Here is a 22564-nt window from a genome sequence, read left to right as displayed (position 1 = left end):
TGCCGATGTCAGGCCGAGCGCTTGGGCAGCTCCCACTCCAGCTGCTGCCTGAGCACCAGCAGCAGCACCTGCAGCCGGCCGCCGCGGACCAGGGCAGCCGGCGTCTGCCCGTCCAGCGCGTTCATCGGCTTGCGGAACCAGCCGATCAGCGCCTCGTTGTTGCCGCCGTTCAAGGCCCAGGCGTGGCAGACGATCTCGCCCAGGTTCTCGATGCCGGTGCTGCCCAGCAGCTTGAGGTGCTCCGGCGTGAAGGCGAACAGCGACAGCACCAGCTCGGCGTCGGCCGCCTTGCCGTGGTCGACTGCCATCTGCTGGCTGTGCGCGGTGCTGTAGATCGACGCCTGCGCGCGGAAGTCTTCGGCACGCCGCATGCCGGTGAGCAGTGATGCAATGAGATCGGCGCGTTCCATAAAGCAGTCCAACGGTGTGATAGCGCGCACGCTATCCGCCTCGTCGCCGCCGCTCAATCAGGAGTCTCCTGACAGCGAAGGTGGGCGTCAGCGGCCGTTGCATTACGCGCCGGCCGGCGTGAGCCGCGTCGGTGGCCCGGCGGCAGCGTGGGCAGCCGCTTTCCGCACGCGCGCCCACCCGCAAGCGGCGCCACCCATGGGCCGTGCTTAACGTGCACATTGCTAGCATCCGGGTGCGTCACTGGCAGCAGCCCGCGACCGCAGGGCTGCAGTATTGGAGTGTCATCTCACAAGGAGTTGTCAGATGCCCTGGAAATCCGCTCTTGCCGTGCTTGCCCTGTCCGCCGCCGCACTGCCGGCGCTGGCCCAGTCCGACCGGCAAGTCGCCGAAGACATGCTCACCCGCTCGGCCAATGTCTGCCCCGGCCACAGCACCGACCGCACCGCGCCCACCGTCAGGGCCGTACCCGTGGGCGCATTGCGGGTGATGCTGGAACGCAGCCTGGTCATGTGCCCGGACCGCCGCCTGGATGCCGCCGCGCCGGCGGTGTTCTACGGCCGCCTGGGCGTGTTCGCCTGGAACCCGGAAGTGCCCGCCGGCAAGACGGTGATCGTCAAGCAGATCGACACCATGACCCGCAACGAGGACTACCCCGCCGAGACGCTGGTGTGGGACGCCAAGGGCACCGCGCTCAAGCAGCAGACCGTGCCGATGTTCGAGCCCCGGCCGGGTGCGGCGGTGTTGTACAAGGTGCGTTGAGGCTGACGCGATTGCACGCGGCGCCCGGTCAGACCCTGGCGCCGCGCTGCCCGCTCGCTTCGACCGCATCGGCCGGGCCATCGCCACCGAGCCGCTGCTCGTAAATCTCATCGACCACACCGCGCACCGCGCGGGCGGCGTTGAAGATGCTCTCACCCAGAACCGACAGACTGGTGGCGTCCAGCGGCTTGCCGCTGCACACCGCCACCATGTCGCTCTGCGCAGTGATCGTGCGCAGCAGCGTATGGAACTGGTCGATCTGCTGCAGGGTGACGCCGAAGGTGAAGGGCTCTGCGTGCGCTTCTATCTTGGCCGCTGGCCGCACGCGCTGCCGAGTATTGGTCGTAAGGGCTCTCGAAGTGGTCATGCCGTCTGTCCTCGACGTGAGCGGACGGGATGTCCGCAAAGCCACCGTAGCGCGCTTTTTCGGATATCTGAAAACCAGATATTTCGCCTGATTTTTTAGCGAAGCACAGGTTTGCGTCTCAGTCCGATCTTGTCGGTTCGATCGTCGCGGTGAAGCGCCGAGGCTCGCCGGTGATCGGGTCATCGAATGCCAACGTATGCGCGAACAATTGCAGCGGCCGTTCCGGATCATCAGGCCGCTGATCTTCCAGCTCTGGATAGAAACGGTCATGCAGGATCGGCGCGCCCAGCGCGGCCATGTGCACGCGCAACTGGTGCTTACGCCCGGTGACCGGCTCCAATCGATACGTCCATGTGTCTGCACCGCGCGCGACCACATCGATCACCGTCTCGCTGTTCGGCTCGCCCACGCCCTCGCGCATACGGAAGAACGGCTCGCCCGGCTCCAGCCGGCTGCGATGCACATACGGAAACCTCAGCCCCGGTAGCGGCGGCGCCACTGCCAGATAGTGCTTGCGGATGCGTCGCTCTCGGAACAGCGCCTGGTAGATCCCGCGCGTGGCCTGGTTAGCAGAGAACAACACCAGTCCCGCAGTGTCGCGATCGATGCGGTGCAGCGGTACCAATGCGGGATTATCGAAGCGGCGCACCAACCGCGTCAGCAGTGTCTGGTGCACGTAGGCACCGGCTGGCACCACGGGCAGGAAATGCGGCTTGCACGCCACCACCAGGTGCGCGTCCGCATGCACCACCGTCTCGGCAAATGGAATGACCTGCTCGTCCATTACCTCGCGGAAGTACAGAATCTCGGCACCCAGGCGATACGGCTCAGAGACATCAAGCGCGCTGCCTTCGGCATCCAGCACACGCCCCCGCGCGAAGCGGTCCTGCCAGGTGGCGGCATCCACACCCGGAAGGCACGCGCATAACGCTTCCAACACCGTGGACCAGGGGCCGGGCGGCAACTGGAACTGGCTGGCGGGGAGGCCATCAAGCATCGGGCGTGCTGGAAGCATGACCATAACAAGGCGCGCTTACACGGAGAGGGATGGAATCGTACCCTGCCCGCGTTTTCCGTTCTCTCCTCATTCCTGCAAAGGTGAACAGAAAAGCCTCAACCAACGAGTGACTGCCAGGCGATACGCATGACGCCACGTTAGGCAATGCCGCAACTCCATACCAAGTAGATGGGGATGCGCTGTTGCTTCAGACACCAACCGGTCTTGGGCGCGCGGAAGGCGTTTCGGTTCTTCAGTAGTGACTTTTGCCAACAGCCTACCTGCGATTTTTTCGTACCGTAAGCGAATTGAAACTGCTGTTTGCAGTAAAGTCGCTGTGCCCTACGCCCGACTCGCCGATAGCGAAGATCAAGGAAGCGTTCAATGACAGCTCAAAGAACATTCAAAAAAAAAAAAAAAAAGATCATGCGTTGCATGTCACTTACCGTCGTCGCGCTGAGTGCAGCATGCTCGAATGCTTCGCCACCGGCTGGCGCGACGGTCGGTAACTTTGCAAACAAGTGGGCGTACGCCACAGCTTGTGGTTCTGGCCACTTTCTGAGCGTTGACCTCCATCAGCAGAAGAGCCATGTCACGGGAGAGTGGAGCGAAGGAACCAACGCGCGTGGAGGGGGCGGAAAATTGGAAGGGGATGTGCGTAGCGGAAAGCTCTACGTTCGCTACTGCAGCGATGATGGCGAGGCAGGCTATGAGGCATGCCCCAACTTCTCGGGGGCGGAAGATTACTTCGTTCTTGAAAAGGGGGCCCTGGTTCGCTACCAGAAGTTCGGCAATACATATAAGCGAGATGTCGCCTTGCACCCTGATATCAAGGTCAAGCAGATTCCATCCGAAACCTGTGCGGACACGGAGAGCGACTCATGAGCAGGCTGACAGATCAGGAATTGCGGGCCACGCTGTACTTTGCTGTCGGCGTGTCATCCGAAAGCGGATATGCCGCTTATCGATTGGAGGTCGCTGGCGACAATCTCAGGACACCGTTGCTGGAGCCGGCCGACAACAGTGGCTACACGATCGGCACCATCCAAACTGACTTGGGGCAGCACTATCAGCCGAACATGCCCAACGGGGAGAACGTTCCAAGGGACCTCGTGAATGCCTATCAACAATGGGCGCATGGGCAACAGCAAGATCTTGTTCTGAGCCAACAGCAGATTGATCAGACAATCGCCGATCTTGGCCGTAACGGCCGCGCTATCCGCGTTGATGCCGGTCGGCCTCTCGATGCTGAAGTGAAATCCAGGCTGGACACTTTCCTTTCTTCCAACGAAGGCATCAGTTGGGTACATCAACGCGATGTGGCGCAAATCGACAAGCTGATGGATCGCGCTATCGCGCCCTTGCAGCGAAGTGAGCTCTACCAGAACGCGTCTCTGGACGACCAAGTAAAGTTGGCGACGATGGTTGGGAAAGCCTACAACCAGAATGAAACGCGCACCACGCCGATGCCCGCAGCATTGAGGCAAACCAGTACCATTCGCTCGCGGATGTGAGTGCCGCCATTGATGATCTGAATCCAAGGGCGACTGGACGTGGCGACTATCTGGAAGCTGGGCGAGACAAGGCGCTGGAGGGCGCTGATGTGGTAAATGCATTGCGCAATGCGGATTCGCGTAGCCCGCTCGCAGCAGCATGGACCAATGTGGTCGCCAACCCGCTTGTGGATCCGACAACACTCAATGCGCCGCAGGCAGGCCAAAACTTGGCGCACGAATACCATGCGGTGAAAAACCTGTTTCTGCACTACAACCGTGCAGAGGAATTCGTGAGCGCGCTGGATCGTGGCGCTACCTATCAGAATGCTTCAACGGACCGGGCAGACCCAACGCGATTCAATGGCGCCGGCTTTTATGCTGCCGGTAACGACTTGGTGACCTGGGACAAGACAGGTCGGGGTCACGCATTCTTGAATGATGCTTGGAGCGGCGTTGAGCGGCAGAATCTTGCGCGAGTGCGCAACGATGACGGCACCATAGATCTGAACATCAACGAAAATGGGCAGGCGCGTAGATTACTGCACGTCGATCCACACGCAAATCCATTGCGCGGAATGGAAGCACCAGCGCAACCAGCGCCGCATGATCAACCGCCCGTGGTGCCTAGGCATGGTTCCTTACTTCCATCACAGGACCCGCTCCATCGCCAGGCCGAAGATGCCGTTCGCCGCCTTGAGCAAGGCCTCGGCCGGGAGTACGACGACAACAGCGCACGGCTGGCAGCAAGTAGCGCGTACTTAGCTAAAGAGAATGGGCTGACAAGAATCGATCATGTCGTGCTGAGCGAGAACTCTAAGTCTGTGCGACAAGGCGAGAACCTGTTCGTTGTAGAGGGGGCGTTGAACGATCCCGCACACAAGATGGCACACATGAAGACCAATGACGCCATCGCACAGCCGGTTGAACAGTCTCTGGCGCAATTGCAGTCCTTAGGTGAGACGCAGCGGCAGCAACAGTCCCAGCAACAAGAGCAGCAGCGCGAACAACCGATCACTCCGCCGCCTCGGATGGCATGAGAAGGCGCGAAGTGACTCTGGTCCTGAGATTTCGCGATGGAATTGATACGCCCACGCGCGCAGGCGCGCCGAAGGATGCATAAGCAGCCTCAAGCGCCGGAGCGGCAATTGGGTTTCTTGCGTTCCAAGCGCGTGGGGCTGATGTCTGGTGGGACGTTGCTCGCAACGGCGCAGATACGCTGCTGACAAAACCTGTTACAGCGGCTATGGTCGAAGCTGGAACGGGGGTTCTGGCATGGGACGCAGAAAGAAACAGGGTGGATTCGAAGCGTTGGCCGCATTGCCGTGGCCGGTTGGCTTCGTTATGGGAATCGCTGCGTACCTGATGGTGCGCTATGGCATCGGCTGGTGGTTCTCTCACCACGGCGGGATGCTTTCGCAAGGCCTCGCACAGCAATCGAGTGGAATGTTCGCTCCATTTGCGTGGACGCTGCTCGGCGTCTGCTGGCTTGCTGCGCTGCTCTCCTATCTGGGCACACGCAGCCGGCGGCGCTTTCTGGAAACACGCACAAGCCTGGAGAGCCTGGCCGCCGGCGGCTGGCGCCAATTCGAACTATTGGTGGGCGAAGCGTTTCGCCGCCAAGGCTACAGCGTCGAAGAAACCGGCCTGGGCGGCGCCGACGGCGGCATCGACCTGATCCTGCGCAAGGACGGCCGCCGCACGCTGGTGCAATGCAAACAGTGGAAGCGCCAGCAGGTTGGCGTCAGCGTCGTGCGCGAGATGTACGGCCTGCTCGCCCATCACCAGGCCCACTCGGTCAAGATCGCCTGTATCGGAACCTACACGAAAGATGCAGAGCGCTTCGCCGAAGGCAAGCCGATTGAGCTGATTGGCGGCGAGCAGTTGTTGCAAATGATCAGAATGTTGCAGCAGCACGCCACAGCACAACCGATGACGCCATCCGCACGCATCGAGCCCATCTTTGCTTCACCCAATGCTACTGCGTCCGCTGCCGTTGCCAACCCAAGCTGCCCGCGCTGCAACAGCGCGCTTGTGCAGCGAAGGAACCGGCGTACTGGCGAGAACTTCCTGGGCTGCAGCCAGCGCTGGCTGCGGCACTGTTGGTGAGCGGTTGCGCCAAGGAGGAGGGCGAGAAGTTCGTCGGCCACTGGGTCAACGTGCAGACGCAGGAAGAGACAATGGACATCGAGCGCAATGGCGAGACCTTCATGGTCCGCAGCACCACGCCGAAGTTCTTCAGCCGCAAGCCCAAGACCGAGAGCTACCCGGCGGTCTACAAGGACGGGGCACTGCAGGTGACCAATGATGGCGAGACGGTGAACTTCGCCATCGACGCGGCCAACGGCCACCTCAACACCGGCGGCGAGCAGTACCAGCGCGTGCCGGCCAAGTAAGGCCGCCGCTGTCGCCAGCGCCCGCGTGCCGACGTTCCCCGTCGCACGCGGGCGTTTGCGTTTGTGGCCCAGCCGGCCACGCCGAAGGGCTACTGGTGCACGCTGCGTCGCGCGGGCGCCGGGCCGGACACACCGCCCGTCGCCCGACCTTGCGCTGCCGCTGCCATTCCACCCCGCGCAAGCCGTACAGTGCGCAGGCACGCCAGGTCATGGCGCTGCCCAACCGATCAATCCAGCAACTACGAGGGTGTCATGAGCAAGGGGATGGACCAGAAGAAGAGCCAGAAGAAAGAGCCGACCAAAACGCTGAAGGAAAAGCGCGCGGCCAAGCAGGAAAAGAAGGGCAAGTAAGCCGCCCGGCCTGCCAGACGGCAGACGAGGTCGGGCGGAGGCCTGGCCTCGCGTTTTTGGGATGACACCAAGCATCAGTGTGCGCGTTCCTGCCTGCGCACGATCACGCTGCGCTGCTCCGCGATCGACAGGCCTTACAGGTCACTGGGCGTGCTCTGTTGTCAGCGTGACGTGCGAGACACCCTTCCCCTCAAGCCGCCAGCCGCTTGATCCGTGACGGCAGGTCGCCCAGCGCGCGGTGCGCCTGTTCCAGCTCGTCATCGGCTTGCAGGCTCAGCCAGAAGCGCTCGGTCGTGCCCAGCGCTGCGGCCAGGCGCACTGCGGTGTCGGCGGTGATACCGCGCTTGCCCAGGACGATCTCGTTGATGCGGCGCGGCGGCACGCCGGTGGCCCGCGCCAGTGCGTTCTGGCTGATGCCCATGGGCTCGAGGAACTCCTCAAGCAGGATTTCCCCGAGGTGGATGTCGGGTAGGACTGTCATGGACAGATGCCTCGCGCTCAGCGGTAATCGACGATGTCGACCTCGACGACATCGCCCTCCCGCCATCGGAAGCAGATGCGCCACGGGTCGTCGATCCGGATGCTGTCCTGCCCGCACCACTCGCCCTTCAACGCTTCGCGTGCCGCGGACACTCGCCCAGCGTCGGCGTGCGCGTCCTGTGGGGAAGGGATGGGCGGCTGCGGGCGTCAGCGGCTCCAGAGCCGGCTGTAGTCGTGGGTCTCGAAGCGCTCGACCAGGGCGTCGATGAACAGGCGCACCTTGGCCGGCATGAAGCTGCGGGTCTGGAACGCGATGTTCATCGTCAGCAGCGGCAGGCGCCAGTCGTCGAGCACCGGGACCAGGCGGCCAGCGGCCAGGTGCTCGTGGACGATGTACAGGGGTTGCACCAGGATGCCGAGATCGTCAAGCGCGGCCTTCACCACGATCTGCCCGTCGTTGGTCGAGATGAACGGCTTGACCGCCCAGGTCACGGCGTCGTCCCCGCGGGTGAACGGCAGCTCGAACGGGTTGTCGGCGTAGTCGTAGATGAGCAGCTTGTGGTGCTGCAGGTCGGCGGGCGCCCGGGGGATGCCGTGGCGTTCCAGGTAACGCGGCGTGGCCGCCAGCACGCGCCGGGTCTCGGCCAATCGGCGGATGGTGATGGCGCGGTCGGCCTCGAACTGGCGGGTGCGGATGGCGACGTCGACGTTGTTGCCGATGATGTCCAGGTAGCGGTTGGCGGCGAGGATGTCGATGGTGATGTCGGGGTAGCGCGCGGTGAATTCCGGCAGCAGCGGCTCGATGTGCAGCAGGCAGAACGACAGCGATGCGGTCACCCGCAGCAGTCCCTTGGGCCGCACGGCGATGTCCTGCACCGAGGCCTCGGCCTCGCGCAGGTCGCCGAGGATCGAGCGGCAGCGCCGGCGGAATTCGTGCCCGGCCTCGGTGAGGAACATCTGCCGCGTGGTCCGCTGCACCAGCCGCACGCCAAGGCGCTTCTCCAGCTGGTGCAGGTAGCGGCTGGCGGCGGACACCGAGATGTTGAGCTCCAGCGCCGCCTTGCTGAGGCTGCCGGAATCGGCCAGTTGCACGAACAACTCGATCTCGCGGAACTGATCCAAACGTCACCGGCCGGAGGAGAGAAGGACGCGCCGCGCGTCCAGATCGCGGGCCCGGGGATGATAGGGCGCGGCGCCGACGCTTGGGAAGGCGCGCGACCGCTGCGGGAACCCGCAGCGTCGGGGCGTGTCGGCCCATCGTGCGTGGCCGCTAGAAGGTGATCTCGGTGCGCACGCCGACGATCACCACGTCGTCGCGGCGGCTGATCCCGCCGGGATGCCGGATCCACTGGATGTCGGGCCGGATCATGACGACGCTGCCGAACCGGAAGCTGTAGTAGGCCTCGATCGTGCGTTCGCCGTCGCCGGGAAGCGGTGCCTGCTGCCCCAGCGCGAGCCGTTCCGCGCGGTAGTCGGCCACACGGTCGTTGAGATGGTTGAAGGCGATCGCGACGCCGACGTCGTCGAGCGGGCGGCGCGCGGACGCTCCGGTATAGACGAACGTGGCGGCGAAGGTGCGGTCCACGGTGCTGGTGGCCCGGTCGGCGACCGACGCCTTGACCACCGCGCGCAAGCCGCTCTTGGCGCTCTCGCCGCGGCCGCGGGTGAGCTGCCGCACGGCACTGACGAACGCGCCGTGCGCGCCGTCGCGCCAGCGGAACGGCAGCCCGCTGGCCGAGGCCGGCCCGCCGGCGATGTCCGCGTAGACGTCCTGGCGGTCGGCGCCGCTGTACCAGCCACCGATCGTGTACTCGCTGATGCGGCCATCCGCGCTGGTCGGGTTCCAGCCGAACTGGAACGGCACCAGCACGCCGCTGCCGCCGCGGGGACTGAGTGCCTCCCACAGGTTCCCGCGCAGGTTGCGTTGATTGACCTGGTAGGCGCCGATCTTCAGGTAGCGGGTGGCGTCGAGGTTGCCCTGTACGGTGATGCCCCATTGGCTGATCGGCCAGTTGAACCAGTAGTCGGCGACGTAGTTGCCGGGCTGATTGGCGCAGAACGACAGGTTGGTGAAGCTGCATTCGGTGGCCTGGAAGTCCTCGCCGGGAGCGAGCCGGCCCAGCCGCAGCTGGAGCCGGTTGCCGAACAGCGACTGGTCGAGCCAGAACTGGGTCAGGCGCAGGTCGTGGCCACGCCCGTAGATTTCCTGGGGCCCCAGCAGCGCGCCCACCGCGGAGCGGTCGTTGATGTTGTCGCCGTCGCGGTAGGCGAGGCTGGCGGTGATGCTCGCGCCGGGCCATCCGGCCAGGCGTTCCATGTCGAACAGGGTGGTCAGCGCGATCTGTCCGGCGTGGACGAGGTCGTGGTCGTCCACACCCGAGACCGCTGCCAGGTCCTCGGAGCGGTAGCCGAGCGCGAACGTGATCCCGCGCGCTTCGAGGTCGGCCTTCCAGGCGGCGAATCCGCCCGGTCCGGGCGATGTCTCGGGCGGCCGTTGCGGCGGGGCCGCGGCGGAGGTCGCGGTGTCGCCGTCCTGGGCCAGTGCGGCGGCCGGGCCGGCCGTCAGGGCCACTGCGGTCAGCAGCAAGGGAACGTATCGGGGGCTGCACATGGGGTCATCTCCCTGGCGAAGGGCGGCGCGCGAAGACACGCCGGGTGCGCGGCACCCGGCATGAGGCGGAATGGAATGCGTCGCTGCGGGGCCGCCGGGACGAGCGGCGCCCGCGACAGCGGTGGACCGGTCAGGGCTGCGGCGGCACGCCTTCCCATGCCCGCTGCAGCAGGGCCCGCAACGGTCCGGCCTCGATCGGACGCGGGTTCCAGTACGGATTGGACAGCGCGATCTCGCACGCGCGGTCGAGGTCGGATGGCTGCAGGCCGATGTCCTTCAGGCCGCGCGGCGCGCCGAGCCGGCCGGCCAGGCGATAGAGGCCGCCCGGCGCATCGGCCTCGCCGATGGCACGGGCGATGCGGGTCATCGCCTCGGGCGCGGCCGCGGCGTTGTAGGCGAGCGCGTGCGGCAGCACGATGGTGTGGGTCTCGGCATGGGGCAGGTTGAAGCTGCCGCCGAGCGTGTGGCAGAGCTTGTGGTGCAGGGCCATGCCTACATGACCGAGGACGCTGCCGCATAGCCAGGCGCCGTAGAGGCACTGCGAGCGCGCCGCGTCGTCGTGCGGCCCCTGCTCGGCGAGGCCCTGCAGCCCGCTGGCCAGGGCCCGGATGCCGTCCTCGGCCATCAGTGACATGACCGGATTGCCGTCGCGCGCGTACAGGCCTTCGGCGGCGTGGGCGATGGCATTCATGCCGCTCACCACCGACAGCGGCAGCGGCAGTGTGGCGCTGAGGTCCGGATCGTAGAGCACGGTGCGCGGCAGGACGCGCGGGTCACGCCCGGTCTTCTTGATGCCGCCCTCGGTCAGCCCGTAGATGGAGGTCATTTCCGAGCCGGCGTAAGTGGTCGGCACCGCCAGGATCGGCAGCGACGATTCGAGGGCGATCGCCTTGCCGAGCCCGATCGTCGAGCCGCCGCCGATCGCCACTGCGCAATCGGCACCGAGGTCGGCCGCGAGCGCCCGCGCCTTGCGCGCGCCCTCGATCGGCACGTGCATCTGCGCGCCGTCGTGGATGCCCGCGCTCAGGTCGCCCAGCAGCGCCGCGACCCGCTCGGCCTGCGCGCGCTGGGGCGGCGTGCACAGCACAAGCGCACGGCGGGCACCGAGCGCCTGCACCTCGCTCGCGACCGAGGCGACGCTGCCCTTGGCGAACACGACGCGGGCGGGCTGGGCGACATAGGTGAATTCGTACATCAGGTTGTCCTCTGCAAGGGGCGGCTCATGCGGCGGCGTCCACCGGGTAGTCCACCTGGAACCGCGCGATGCGCGCCCCCAGCAGCGCGTCGCGCAGACGCAGGTGCTCGGGATGCACCGCGTACGCGTCGAGCGCTTCCTGGCTCTCGAACTCGGTGTAGAGCACCATGTCGCACGCGTAGTCGACGTGGCTGCAGTCGAGCCCGACCTCGAGCTTGGCCAGTCCCGGGATCAGCGCGGCCATCGCCTCGAAGCCGGATTTGACCCGGGCGGCCACCTCGGCCTTCTCTTCCGCGGTCTCGCCGCGCACGTTCCACATGACGATATGCTTGATCATGGATGCTCCAGACGGGGGGGAGGGGCAGGCGGGTCAGGACTTGTTCTTCTGGTAGATGTCGATGAACACGGCGGCGAGCAGGACCAGGCCCTTGATCATCTGCTGGTAGTCCACGCCGAGGCCGAGGATCGACATGCCGTTGTTGAGCACGCCCATGATGAAGGCGCCGATCACGACGCCGAGCACCTTGCCCGCACCGCCCGAGGCCGAGGCGCCGCCGATGAAGACCGCGGCGATCACGTCGAGTTCGAATCCGGTTCCCGCACGCGGCGTCGCACTGTTGAGGCGCGCGGCGAAGATCAACCCGGCGACGGCCGCGAGCAGGCCCATGTTGACGAAAGCGACGAATGCCACGCGCTCGGTGTTGACGCCGGACAGCCGTGCGGCCTTCAGGTTGCCGCCCACCGCGTAGATGCGCCGGCCGAGCACCGTGCGGTTCATCAGGAAGGTGTAGAAGGCGATGAGCACGCCCATGATCACCATCACCGTGGGGATGCCGCGATAGCTGGCCAGGGTGTAGCAGAACACCAGCAACAGCGCGGCCACGGTGCCGTTCCTGAGCGCGAACACCGACAGCGAGGGGACGGTCGCGCCGCGCGACAGCGAGCGCGCGCGGGCGCGGACCTCGACGGCCAGGAAGGCGAGCGTGGCCAGCGTGCCAATGACCAGCGACAGCAGGTGGAGGCGGTGGGTCGCGAACGGATCGGGCAGGAATCCGGAGCTGATCGAGGTGAACAGCGGCGGGAACGGCCCCACCGACGCGCCGTCGGACAGGGCGATGGTGACGCCGCGGAAGACCAGCATGCCGGCCAGGGTCACGATGAAGGACGGCATGCGCCAGTACGCGACCCAGTAGCCCTGCAGCGCGCCGGCGGCTGCCCCGGCGACCAGGCAGAGCACGACCGCCGGTACCAGGCCCATCTGATGGGTCACCATCAGCGCGCCGGCCAGCGCGCCCACGAAACCGGCCACCGAGCCCACCGACAGGTCGATGTGGCCGCACACGATCACCATCAGCATGCCCAGCGCCATGATGACGACATAGCTGTTCTGCAGCAGCAGGTTGGTGATGTTGAGCGGCTGCAGCAGCACGCCGCCGGTCGCGTACTGGAAGAAGGCCATGATCGCGACCAGCGAAAGCAGCAGGCCGTAGTTGCCCAGGCGCCGGCGCAGCACCAGCAGCAGGGGCTCGCCGGACTGCGGCGGAACCGTGGCGGTATCGAGTGGTGTCATGCGGTCGTCTCCCTCAGGCGCTCAGCGCTTGGTTGTTCTGGATGGCGCGCATGATGGCTTCCTGCGAAGCGGCCGCCGCGGTGAAGGCGCCGACGAAACGGCCCTCGTTCATCACGTAGATCCGGTCGCACGTGCCCAGCAGTTCGGGCATCTCCGAAGAAATCATGATCACGCATTTGCCGGACTCGGCGAACTCGTTGATGATCTTGTAGATCTCGTACTTCGCTCCGACATCGATGCCGCGCGTCGGCTCGTCGAGGATCAGCACCTCGGGGTCGGTGAACAGCCACTTGCTCAGCACCACCTTCTGCTGGTTGCCGCCGGACAGCGTGCCCACCTGCTGCAGCACGTCGTGGCAGCGGGTGCGCATGCGCTGGCAGTAGTCCGAGGCGACGTCGAGCACCTTGAAGGCGTCGACCACGAAGCCCCAGCGCGACACCTTGGCCAGGTTGGCGAGCACGGTGTTGCGCGCGATGCTCTCCTCGGGCACCAGGCCGCTGCCCTTGCGGTCCTCGGTGACGTAGGCCAGGCCGGCGGCGATGGCGCGGGCCACGTTGGAGGTGTCGATCTCGCGGCCGCCCAGGTGCACCGAGCCGCCGACATGGCGGCCGTGCAGGCGCCCGAACAGGCTCAGGGCCAGCTCGGTGCGACCCGCGCCCATCAGCCCGGAGATGCCCACGATCTCGCCGCGCCGCGCGGTCAGGCTGACATCGCGGATGATGTCGCGGTCCGGGCGTTGCGGATCGACCACGCGCCAGTTGCGCACCTCGAACAGGACCTCGCCCACGGCATGGCGGCGCGACGGATAGCGGTCGGACAGCTCGCGCCCGACCATCGCGGCGACGATGCGGCTCTCGTCCACCTCGTGGTCGGCGCATTGCAGGGTGTCGACGGTGGCACCGTCGCGGATCACCGTGACCGCGTCGGCCACCCGCCGGATCTCGTTGAGCTTGTGCGAGATGATGATGGCGGTGACGCCGCGTGCCTTGAGTTCGAGCATCAGGTCGAGCAGTTGCGCGCTGTCGGTCTCGTTGAGGCTGGCGGTGGGTTCGTCCAGGATCATCAGCTTGACGTCCTTGGCCAGCGCCTTGGCGATCTCGACCAGCTGCTGCTTGCCGATGCCGAGCTCGCCCACCGGGGTCTGCGCGGCATCGGCCAGGCCGACGCGGTCGAGCAGCGTGCGCGCCTCGGCATGCGCGGCGTCCCAGTCGATGACGCCGAAGCGGGCCGTCTCATGGCCGAGGAACAGGTTCTCGGTGATCGACAGCAGCGGGGCCAGCGCCAGCTCCTGGTGGATGATGCAGATGCCGGTGCGCTCGCTGTCGCGCAGCCCGGAGAACTTGCGCTCCCGGCCGTCGAAGACGATGCGGCCCTCATGGCTGCCGTGCGGGTACACGCCGCTCAACACGTTCATCAGCGTGGACTTGCCGGCGCCGTTCTCGCCGCAGATCGCGTGGATCTCGCCGCGCCGGACCGTCAGGTCCACCTGGCGCAGCGCCTGGACCGGGCCGAAGCGCTTGGCGATGTCCTTCATCTCGAGGATGACGTCGCCGTCGGCCGGGGCTGCCACGTGCGTCGCGGCGGGATGCAGTACAGACTGGAGCATGATGGTCTTCCTCCGCCTCAGCCCAGGATCTGGGCTTCGGTGTAGAACCCGCCTTGCAGGATCAGCTTCTCCTTCCAGTTGGAGCGGTCGATCAGCACGGGTTGCAGCAGCTGGGTGGCGACGATCTTGGCGCCGTTGTCGTAGGAGCGGGTGTCGTTGACCGGGACGCTGCGGCCCTCGAGCATGGCGTCCACCATCCGTGCCGCGGTCACCGCGAGCGCGCGGGTGTCCTTGAAGACGCTGGAGGTCTGGTCGCCGCGGACGATGGACTTGACGTTGGGTACTTCCGCGTCCTGCCCGGTGATGACCGGCATCGGGTTGTCTTTGGTGCCGTAGCCCACGCTCTTGAGCGAGGAGACGACGCCGGTGGCGATGGAATCGTTCATCGCCAGCACCGCGTCCAGGTGCTGGCGCGTGTAGAACGCACTCAGCAGGTTGTCCATGCGCGCCTGCGCCAGCGCGCCATCCCAGTTGGAGGTGGCGGTCTGGTTGAGCGTCAGCTGGCGGCTGCGGACGACCAGCCGGCCGCTGTCGATGTGGGGCTTGAGCTGCGACATGACGCCGTCGTAGACCACGTGCGCGTTGTTGTCGTCGAGCGAGCCGGAGAACAGCTCCAGCGTGAACGGACCCTTGCCCGCGGCGAGTCCGAGCTTGTCGACGATGTCCTTGCCCTGCAGGACGCCGGTCTGCCGGTTGTCGAAGGTCACGTAGTAGTCCACGTCGGCGGTGCCGCGGATCAGGCGGTCGTAGGACAGCGTGCGGATGCCCTGCTCGCGGGCCTGCCGCAGTGCCGTGATCATGGTGGTGCCGTCCACCGGCGCGATGATCAAGGCGCGCACGCCCTTGGCCACGAGGTTCTCGACCTGCGAGAGCTGGACCGGGACGTCGTACTGCGCGTACTGCAGGTCGACGTCGTAGCCCATGCCGGTCAGGGCGCGGACCATGTTGTTGCCGTCCGACACCCAGCGCGCCTCGGTCTTGCTGGTGAGGGTGATGCCGATGGTGCCCTTGGGCGACTTCGGCGCGCGCGCGCAGCCGCCGAGCAGCGGCGACAGCAGCGCGAGCGAACTCATGCCCAGAAAGGCCCTGCGGTCGAACGGCTTCATGGTCGTTGGCTCTCCCTCATGGCGGATACGGCATCGGTGACCGGGCGGTCCGGGCGTCTACGGTGCAAGCACGATCTCGCTGCCCTGCTGCGCCGCCGAGGCGAAGAAGGCTTCCAGGATCAGGTTGATGTGATGGGCCTGGCTGGCCGGCACGTTGGACGCGTCGCCGCTGCGCAGCGCCGCGAGGAAGCGGGTGGCCTCACGGTCGAAATAGACCGGGTTGCCGATCTCGGCCAGCTCCGGCGAGTAGACGGTCTTGCGGATCGCCCATATCTCCGGAAAGCTGGTCTCGTTCCATTCGGTCCAGCCTTCGGCGTGGCCGTTGCGGCCGCTGTCGTAGATCTTGTACGACGCCGGCAAGGGGCGGGAATGCATGATCCCCTCGGTACCGTAGGCGGTGATGTCCCAGCTCTCGGTCCAGGGCAGCGGGTCCCACGACATGAAGTCGATCGTGACGATCTTGTCGTCGTAGTTGAGGATGGCCGCCGCCGCGTCCTCGCGCGCGGTCTCGTCCATCGCGCCGGCGAACTTGGTGATGCGCGCGTTGACGCTGCGCGGCATGCCGAAGTGCAGCAGCACGCGGTCGATGGTGTGGCAGCCGATCACGTAGAAGGCACCGCCGATGTCCCCGGCCTGCTTCATGTGGCTGGTGCCGGCCTCGTGGTGCGAGCACCCGGCGTGTGCGCGTACCTGCAGGATCTTGCCCAGGCGTCCGGAGCGCACCACTTCCTGCATCTTGTCCACCGACGGCGCATAGCGCCAGCAGTAGCCGACCTGGAACAGGCCGCCGGTGCGCTCGACCGTCTCCAGGATGCGCGCGGTGTCGTGCGAGCCACGGCCCGCCGGCTTCTCGCAGAGCACGGCCTTGCCCGCGTCCAGCGCCTCGATCGCCCAGTCGGCCATCAGGTAGCTCTTGGGGTGGATCAGCACCGCGTCCACCGCCGGGTCGGCCAGGATCGCGTCCTTGCTGCGGGCCTGGAGGCCCAGCGCCTCGACGAAGGGTGCGAGCAGCGGGCTCTCGTCGTAGGCGCCGAGAAAACGCACGCCCGCAGCGCGCTGGAACGCCATCACCCGTCCCGAGGTGTGCGGGTGGGTGATGCCGAGGCAGGCGACGCCGATCGTCTTGTCCGGTCCAACTGCGTAACTCATCTGTATTCCCTCCATTGCAGGCGCTGGATCATGTCGGCCATGCGCGGCCGGGGGTTCGGGTTCAGACCGCCACGACGCGTCCGCTCTGCACCGAGGCCAGCGCGGCCTCGGCGAGCCTGAGCGCCCTGAGACCGTCGTCGATCCCGGTGGGCAGCGCGGTGCCGGCCACCAGTGCGCCGATGAAGGCGTCCAGTTCGGCGGCGTAGGCCTGGGCGTAGCGGTCCAGGAAGAAGTTGAGCAGCGGTTCGCGTGCATCGGTGGCGTCCGCGCCCCAGCGGCGCAGCGTGGTCGCGCGCAGGTTGTCCTGCAGCAGCATGCCGGTGGCGCCGAACACCTCGATGCGCTGGTCGTAGCCGTAGACGGCCTCGCGGCAGTTGTTGATGTGGCACTGCTTGCCGCTGGCCGTCCGCAACGTGACCATCGCGGTGTCGTAGTCGTCGTAGCGTTCGGTCAGCACCGGGTCGACGAGCCGGCTGGCGGTGGCGCTGACCTCGACGGGCTCTTCGCCCAGCAGGAAGCGCGCCATGTCCAGGTCGTGGATGGTCATGTCGCGGAAGATGCCGCCGGACCGCGCCACGTAGCCGGGAGGCGGCATGCCCGGATCGCGGCTGGAGATGATGACCTGCCTCACCTCGCCGATCTCCCCGGCCACGATCGCGCGCCGGATCGCGGCGAAGCTGCTCTCGAAGCGGCGGTTGAAGGCCATCATGACCCGGCCGCCGAGCGCCTCGACGCGCGCGGCCACCGCTTCGCTCTGCGCCAGCGACTCGTCGATCGGCTTCTCGCACAGCACCGCCTTGCCCAGCTCCACCGCCCGCAGCAGCAGCGGCGCATGGGTGTCGGTCGGCGTGCCGATCACCACCGCCTGGACCTGCGGATGTTCGATGGCAGCCACGGCGTCGAGCAACGCCTCGGCGCCGAGCGCCTGCGCCAGCGGTTCGACCGCGCCGGCGAGCGGGTCGGCGATCGCCACCAGCCGTGCGTCGGGATGGGCGGCGACGTTGCGCGAGTGGATACGTCCGATGCGACCCGCACCGAGCACTGCGACTCCAAGCATTGGGGAAGACTCCCGAGAGGGGGAAGGAAAGGGCAGGCCGACCCGGCGGGGCGGCCGGGGGATCACGCCGCGATGGCGTCGGAGAAGCGCACGTGTTCGAACTGCGCCATCGTGGTGTCGAACGCGCGCCGGGCCGCCTGTTCCAGCGGCAGCCTGCGGTGCTCGGCGGAGATCACCTCCACCCCCCAGTAACCGCGATAGCCCACGTCGAGGATGGCCTGGATCTGCGCGTGCAGGTCGATCGCGCCTTCGCCGCACAGCCGGCGGTGATGGGTCGAATCGTTGAACAGGGAGTCCACGACATCCAGGTCGGCATCGTTGAGCTCGACCGCCTTCAGCAGGGCCGGCGGGATCGCGCGGATGTCGTTCGCATGCATGCCGCCGCGCTGCACATGCCAGGTGTCCACCAGGATGCCGACGTTCTCCACGCCCAGGTTCTGGGTGAGTGCGAGTGCGCGGTCGATCGAGTTGACGCTGGCGAACGGCAGGAACTCGACGACGATGTCGATCCCGAGCGGCGCCGCGCGCTCGCCGATCCGCGCGATGGCGTCGCGCATGCGCGGCAGGTCCGGCGCAGCGTCCTCGAACAGTCCCGCGCCCAGCTTGATCTTCGAGACCTCCAGCCGCGATGCGATGTCCAGCATCTCGCTGAAGGTCGTGTCCGACGCGACGCGCTTGGCGTCGTCCAGATGCCAGTCGACCAGGAATTCCAGCTCGACGTGGCGGATGCCGTTGTCGGCGAACAGGCTGCGGACGGTGTCGATGCCTTCCTGCGCGATGCTCGCGGCGAGGTCGGCATGCACCAGGCCCATGCCGCGCCAGCCGACGCGGCCGGCGATCTCGGCACGTTCGCGCAGCGGGAACGGGCTCACCTCGCTGGGGGCGCCGGGAAAGGTGTTGCCTGCGATCGTCCAGTACGACGCGCAGAGTTCGATGTCGCTGATGTCCATGCATGCCCTCCCAGGCCGTGCGGCATTCATTGCTTGAAGTGTTCGGATCCCGTGGGCGTGCGCCTAGCGGGGGGCCAGGATGAAGTCCCATTCCACCAGCAGGAACGAGGGCGGCAGGCCGTACTGCTCGGCCAGCGCGGGATCGTCCACCTGCCTGAACTCGGCCACGAGTTCGCGCTTGACCCCGAACACGGCGTCCTCGGCCAGGTAGGGGCAGTCGGGGGCGAAGATATGGGTGATCACCTGCTGGAAGCCCGGGGCCTCGACGATGAAGTGCAGGTGGGCCGCGCGATTCGGGTGGCGGTCGACCGCCTTGAGCAGCTTGCCGACCGGGCCGTCGTAGGGGATCGGGTAGAACCGCGGCTTGACGGTGCGCAGCCAGTAGCGGCCATCGGCCTCGGACGTGAACAGGCCGCGCAGGTTGTAGTCCGGCTGCACGCCCTTCTGCTGCACGTCGTAGAAGCCGTCGTCGTTGGTCTGCCACACGTCGAGCGTGGCGCCGGCGATGGGCTGGCCGTGGATGTCGAGCACGCGACCGCGGACCAGGGTGGGGATGCCCTTGCCGTCCAGGCAGATGTTGGCGCCGTTGGGGTAGCGCGGGGCGCCTTCCACATAGAACGGGCCGAGGATGGTGTTGGGCGTGGCGCCGCTGGGCCGGCGGTGGTTGATCGAGTCCACCAGCATGGTGACGCCCAGCACGTCCGACAGCAGGATGAACTCCTGGCGCCAGTCCGTGCACATGTGGCCGGTGTCGGTGAGGAAGCGGATCGCCGCGAACCATTCCTCATGGGTCGGCTCGATCTCCTTGACCGCTTCGTGGAGATGCCGGGTGAGCACCTCGAGGATGGCACGCAGCCGCGGATCGGCCGCCGCACCCATGCGCGAGTTGACCACCTCCACCGAGGTGTCTTCTTCGAAGTACGCGCCTTCCACCGCCAGCGGTTCGCCGGTGTTCGTCGTCAAGCTTCCTCCTCCCGTGTCCGCGGTCTCCGCTCGTGGGCGGGGACCTTCGTCTGGAAGGAACTTATACCTTCCTAATTATGATGGGAATGGTCAATTCAAGGAAACTCTTTTGCGTCTTCCGGGAAAATCGGAGCCTGGCCCCTTCCTGCGGAGCCGGCGGCGCCAACTGCCGAGCCCGCCGGACGGTCGCCGCCAGAGAAGCAGATGTCGCGGATCTCGCCGAGCAGGTCTTCGAGGTGACCGTCATCGGGGCCGCGCTCGAGGCATTCGTCATCCAGGGCGATGCCTTTGACCAGCTACTCGGAAAGCCGGGCGGTGGCCCATTGCCGGAAATGCGTGCCGCGGGCGAACGGACGCGATCACCAATGGCCAGGATGACGTCCAGGCGGTAGTGTCCAAGCTGCCGGCGAACCCGCCGTTCTGCCTCCTGGCGAACTTGTAAGTGCTCCTTACAAGTTGCCGCTTCTTTCCGCTCAGGCTGCTCGTGGATGCAACAAACGCTTAGCGGTGCTGAGTGATGGTTTGTGGGCGCGTCTGGCAAAGCTCTGCACTCTGCGCCTGGGTCAGCCAGCCCGAATCGCCTTCGGCACCTGGACGCGCGTCTGCGCATCATCGCTGCGGTACAGGATCAGCCCGGAAACTGGGGCGTCCTTGTCATCAAGGTGCATGCGATCTCCAAGCGCGTGATGTCATCAGAACAACGAGCCTTGCATTGGCGCAACCGGGGCAGCAGGTACCTCGGGTGCAGCTTCGGCAGCCGGCGGCGCCTGCGCGCCGCCCAACCGCCACGCCAGGCCCGAGATGCGGGCGGCGTGCCGGGCCAGCGCGGCGCGGATGACCGCTTCGCTGCCGGCCAGGTGCAGGGCGCGGCGGGCGCGGGTGATGCCGGTGTAGAGCAGTTCGCGGCTGAGCACGCGGGCGTCGCGGGTGGGCAGTTGCAGCCAGACGGTGTCGAATTCGCTGCCCTGGGCCTTGTGCACGGTCATGGCGAAGGCGCTTTCGTGGGCGGGCAGTGCGGCGGGATGGAAGCCGCGCACCTGGCCGTCGCCATCGCCTTCGAACCAGGCGACCAACGGACCTTGGGCACGGCTGTCCGTGCCTGGGGCGTGGCGGTCGGCGGTGGCGCCGGACTGGCCTGGCGCTGAAGACGGGCTTGCGTCGCTGCGCCCCGAAAAGGGACTCGCTTCACTGCGCAGGCAGATGCCGACGTCGCCGTTGAACAGGCCGTGGCGGTAGCTGTTTTCGGTGATCAGCAGCAGGCGGCCCTGGAACCAGGGCGAGGCGGCGCCAAGGCGGCGGCCGCCGGCGCCGGTGTCGGCCAGCAGTTGTTCGATACGGGCGTTGAGGCCGCGTGCGCCCTGCGGGCCGGCGCGCACGGCGGTGAGCAGGCGCAGGCGCGCGGCATCGCGCAGGGCCGCGGCCGGGTCGTGTGCGTCGGCCAGCGCGCGCCAGTGCGCGAGCAATGCGTCGCGGCCTAGGGCGAGCGGATCTTCGCCGTCTTCGTGGAAGTGCACGCCGGCCAGTTCGCCGCTGCGCAGCAGGGCCAGGGCGGTGTCGGCATCGCCGGCGCGCACGGCGTCGGCCAACGGAGCGAGTGCGAAGTCGTCCGCCTGGCGGTAGCCGCGCAGCAGGTGCACGCGGTGACCGGCCAGGCCGCCGCCGTGGGTGGCGGTGGGCGTGGTGTCAGCGGGCACGTTGCCGAGCAACGGCTGCAGCGCCTGTGCGTCCTGCGGCTGCAGGGCATCGCCGGGGCCGGCGGCCTGCAGGATGGCGGCGAGCACGTCGCCGGCTTCCACCGAGGGCAGCTGGTCGGCATCGCCGAGCAGGATCAGCTGGGTGCCGTCGGCCACGGCTTCGACCAGCTTGCACATCAGCGGCAGGTCGACCATGGAGGCTTCGTCGACCACGATCAGGTCGAACGGCAGCGGGTTGTCGGCGGTGTGGCGGAACTGCGGGGAATCCGGAATGACGCCGAGCAGGCGATGCAGGGTGCTGGCGCCGGTGGGCAGCGCGTCGGCCAGGGCCGGGTCGGTGCCGTTGGCGATGGCGCGCGCGACGGCGGCGCGCAGGCTCTCGGCCATGCGCTCGGCGGCGCGGCCGGTGGGCGCGGCCAGGGCGATGCGCGGGGCCGGGGTGTTGGCTGCGTGGGCTTGCGCGATGCGCAGCAGCAGCAGACGGGCGATGGTGGTGGTCTTGCCGGTACCGGGGCCGCCGGTGACCAGCAGCAGGGTGCGGCGCAGCGCCAGGGCGGCGGCCTGGGCCTGGCGGTCTTGGTGGTGGGATGGGGCGGGCGGGTCCGTACCTTCTTGGTGGACGGATGGCTCGGGCAGGCCCGTACCCTCACCCGCCCTTCGGGCACCCTCTCCCGCAGGCGGGAGAGGGATCGCCGGGTTCGGGAACAACTGCGCGAACAGCGGGGCCAGCTTGGCGGCGTCGAAGGGCGGCGGCGAGTGGGCGGCGATGCGTTGCAGGCCCAGCGCCAGACGGCGCTCGTACTCGCGGTAGCGGCGCAGGTAGAGCAGGCCGTGTTCGAGGACCAGCGGGCAGTCGGCGGCGGCGGGGTCTTGCGGATTCGGTTGGTCGACCCAGCGCGAGGCGGCCAGGGTGCGTTGCCAGTCGGTGGGGTCCGGGAGCGCGGGCGATGGGCCTTCGCGCGCGTCCAGCAGCATGGCGGCGCGGGTGGGGTCCAGCCCGGCGTGGCCGCTGGTGACGGCCAGCGAGGCGAGCGCGGCGCCGGCCAGGACCTGTGGGTCGGTGTCCGGGGCCAGGCGTTGCAGGCTTTGCGCGAGCGCCAGATCCAGCGGGCGTAGCGCCTCGGCCCTGATCAGCGCGCTGAAGAGGGTTGGCTGGTTCATGGGGCGGCCCCCTGCTGGGCGGAGGCGCCTCGGGCGAGTTGTCGATCGGCACATTTCTGACCCTGCACGACACCCTCAGCCCAAGCTCCGCTGCGCGCCCCGGCCCGCGCGGCGTGGCGCAGGCACTGCCGGGCACGTGCGCCGTGGCGCGCAAGCGGTGCCTGCCCGCCCCGGGGGAAGAGGGGCTTGCGCACCGCGCTGATCGGGAGTCCGGTCTGTTGGGTCATGGCTCGGATGCTTCGGCGGCG

Annotated in this window: 23 protein-coding genes; 6 read left to right on the top strand and 17 right to left on the bottom strand. The window is 67.2% G+C overall.

Features of this window, described 5'->3' with window-relative positions:
* Nucleotides 1–8 precede the first annotated feature (8 nt).
* On the bottom strand, nucleotides 9–410 hold the full coding sequence (locus FHT09_RS17030; protein WP_166766755.1) for an antitoxin Xre/MbcA/ParS toxin-binding domain-containing protein: 402 nt from the start codon (nucleotides 408–410) through the stop codon (nucleotides 9–11).
* Nucleotides 411–714: 304 nt separating this feature from the next.
* Here FHT09_RS17030 and FHT09_RS17025 point away from each other — a divergent pair, with 304 nt between their 5' ends.
* A complete protein-coding gene (locus FHT09_RS17025; RefSeq protein ID WP_104607575.1) occupies nucleotides 715–1170 on the top strand; it encodes a hypothetical protein in 456 nt (151 codons plus the stop codon).
* Between the two features lie 28 nt (nucleotides 1171–1198).
* Here the strand turns inward: FHT09_RS17025 and FHT09_RS17020 are convergent, their stop codons facing one another.
* Nucleotides 1199–1537, bottom strand: a complete 339-nt coding sequence (locus FHT09_RS17020) for a hypothetical protein (protein WP_181141483.1) — start codon at nucleotides 1535–1537, stop codon at nucleotides 1199–1201.
* 118 nt (nucleotides 1538–1655) lie between these two features.
* A complete protein-coding gene (locus FHT09_RS17015; RefSeq protein WP_181141482.1) occupies nucleotides 1656–2534 on the bottom strand; it encodes an RluA family pseudouridine synthase in 879 nt (292 codons plus the stop codon).
* A 384-nt stretch (nucleotides 2535–2918) separates the two neighbouring features.
* Here FHT09_RS17015 and FHT09_RS17010 point away from each other — a divergent pair, with 384 nt between their 5' ends.
* The 5 genes from FHT09_RS17010 (at nucleotide 2919) to FHT09_RS16990 (ending at nucleotide 6423) form a co-directional block, all read left to right on the top strand.
* The gene (locus tag FHT09_RS17010) at nucleotides 2919–3419 is read left to right on the top strand and encodes a hypothetical protein (protein ID WP_184417047.1); all 501 of its coding nucleotides are present in this window, start codon (nucleotides 2919–2921) and stop codon (nucleotides 3417–3419) included.
* Nucleotides 3416–4048: a hypothetical protein gene (locus tag FHT09_RS17005; RefSeq protein ID WP_104607587.1), complete on the top strand. Its 633-nt coding sequence runs from the start codon at nucleotides 3416–3418 to the stop codon at nucleotides 4046–4048. The genes FHT09_RS17010 and FHT09_RS17005 overlap by 4 nt, the downstream gene beginning before the upstream one ends.
* Complete coding sequence (locus FHT09_RS20350) at nucleotides 4045–5067, top strand: XVIPCD domain-containing protein (protein ID WP_258077313.1); 1023 nt, start codon at nucleotides 4045–4047, stop codon at nucleotides 5065–5067. The genes FHT09_RS17005 and FHT09_RS20350 overlap by 4 nt, the downstream gene beginning before the upstream one ends.
* 235 nt (nucleotides 5068–5302) lie before the next feature.
* The gene (locus FHT09_RS16995; protein WP_184417045.1) at nucleotides 5303–6136 is read left to right on the top strand and encodes a restriction endonuclease; all 834 of its coding nucleotides are present in this window, start codon (nucleotides 5303–5305) and stop codon (nucleotides 6134–6136) included.
* Entirely contained in the window at nucleotides 6103–6423 is a 321-nt protein-coding gene (locus FHT09_RS16990; protein WP_104607517.1) for a hypothetical protein, read from the top strand. Before FHT09_RS16995 ends, FHT09_RS16990 begins: the two co-directional genes overlap by 34 nt.
* Nucleotides 6424–6964: 541 nt before the next feature.
* Here FHT09_RS16990 and FHT09_RS16985 read toward each other — a convergent pair.
* The 14 genes from FHT09_RS16985 to recD all read right to left on the bottom strand — a co-directional run bounded on the left by FHT09_RS16985 (nucleotide 6965) and on the right by recD (nucleotide 22316).
* On the bottom strand, nucleotides 6965–7255 hold the full coding sequence (locus FHT09_RS16985; protein WP_104607518.1) for a HigA family addiction module antitoxin: 291 nt from the start codon (nucleotides 7253–7255) through the stop codon (nucleotides 6965–6967).
* Nucleotides 7256–7272: 17 nt separating this feature from the next.
* Complete coding sequence (locus FHT09_RS20345; RefSeq protein WP_258077308.1) at nucleotides 7273–7407, bottom strand: hypothetical protein; 135 nt, start codon at nucleotides 7405–7407, stop codon at nucleotides 7273–7275.
* A gap of 54 nt (nucleotides 7408–7461) precedes the next feature.
* On the bottom strand, nucleotides 7462–8376 hold the full coding sequence (locus FHT09_RS16975) for a LysR family transcriptional regulator (protein ID WP_104607519.1): 915 nt from the start codon (nucleotides 8374–8376) through the stop codon (nucleotides 7462–7464).
* 148 nt (nucleotides 8377–8524) lie between these two features.
* Nucleotides 8525–9841, bottom strand: coding sequence for a carbohydrate porin (locus FHT09_RS16970; protein ID WP_181141475.1), 1317 nt, complete (start codon nucleotides 9839–9841; stop codon nucleotides 8525–8527).
* Between the two features lie 154 nt (nucleotides 9842–9995).
* Nucleotides 9996–11060: a maleylacetate reductase gene (locus FHT09_RS16965; RefSeq protein ID WP_104607521.1), complete on the bottom strand. Its 1065-nt coding sequence runs from the start codon at nucleotides 11058–11060 to the stop codon at nucleotides 9996–9998.
* A gap of 25 nt (nucleotides 11061–11085) precedes the next feature.
* Entirely contained in the window at nucleotides 11086–11397 is a 312-nt protein-coding gene (locus FHT09_RS16960; protein WP_104607522.1) for a Dabb family protein, read from the bottom strand.
* 33 nt (nucleotides 11398–11430) lie between these two features.
* The gene (gene mmsB / locus FHT09_RS16955; RefSeq protein ID WP_219843004.1) at nucleotides 11431–12573 is read right to left on the bottom strand and encodes a multiple monosaccharide ABC transporter permease; all 1143 of its coding nucleotides are present in this window, start codon (nucleotides 12571–12573) and stop codon (nucleotides 11431–11433) included.
* A gap of 70 nt (nucleotides 12574–12643) precedes the next feature.
* The gene (locus tag FHT09_RS16950) at nucleotides 12644–14236 is read right to left on the bottom strand and encodes a sugar ABC transporter ATP-binding protein (protein ID WP_104607524.1); all 1593 of its coding nucleotides are present in this window, start codon (nucleotides 14234–14236) and stop codon (nucleotides 12644–12646) included.
* Between the two features lie 17 nt (nucleotides 14237–14253).
* On the bottom strand, nucleotides 14254–15342 hold the full coding sequence (locus FHT09_RS16945) for a sugar-binding protein (protein WP_219843005.1): 1089 nt from the start codon (nucleotides 15340–15342) through the stop codon (nucleotides 14254–14256).
* Between the two features lie 57 nt (nucleotides 15343–15399).
* Nucleotides 15400–16491: a Gfo/Idh/MocA family oxidoreductase gene (locus tag FHT09_RS16940; protein WP_104607525.1), complete on the bottom strand. Its 1092-nt coding sequence runs from the start codon at nucleotides 16489–16491 to the stop codon at nucleotides 15400–15402.
* A gap of 61 nt (nucleotides 16492–16552) precedes the next feature.
* A complete protein-coding gene (gene iolG / locus FHT09_RS16935) occupies nucleotides 16553–17548 on the bottom strand; it encodes an inositol 2-dehydrogenase (RefSeq protein ID WP_184417043.1) in 996 nt (331 codons plus the stop codon).
* 62 nt (nucleotides 17549–17610) lie between these two features.
* The gene (locus FHT09_RS16930; protein ID WP_104607527.1) at nucleotides 17611–18498 is read right to left on the bottom strand and encodes a sugar phosphate isomerase/epimerase family protein; all 888 of its coding nucleotides are present in this window, start codon (nucleotides 18496–18498) and stop codon (nucleotides 17611–17613) included.
* 63 nt (nucleotides 18499–18561) lie between these two features.
* On the bottom strand, nucleotides 18562–19461 hold the full coding sequence (locus tag FHT09_RS16925) for an intradiol ring-cleavage dioxygenase (RefSeq protein ID WP_219843007.1): 900 nt from the start codon (nucleotides 19459–19461) through the stop codon (nucleotides 18562–18564).
* 692 nt (nucleotides 19462–20153) lie between these two features.
* Entirely contained in the window at nucleotides 20154–22316 is a 2163-nt protein-coding gene (recD, locus tag FHT09_RS16915; RefSeq protein WP_184417041.1) for an exodeoxyribonuclease V subunit alpha, read from the bottom strand.
* Nucleotides 22317–22564: the final 248 nt, after the last annotated feature.

Source organism: Xanthomonas sp. CFBP 8152 (assembly GCF_014199025.1).
Lineage (GTDB): Bacteria > Pseudomonadota > Gammaproteobacteria > Xanthomonadales > Xanthomonadaceae > Xanthomonas > Xanthomonas arboricola_B.
This window is presented reverse-complemented; position numbering and strand designations above follow the sequence as displayed.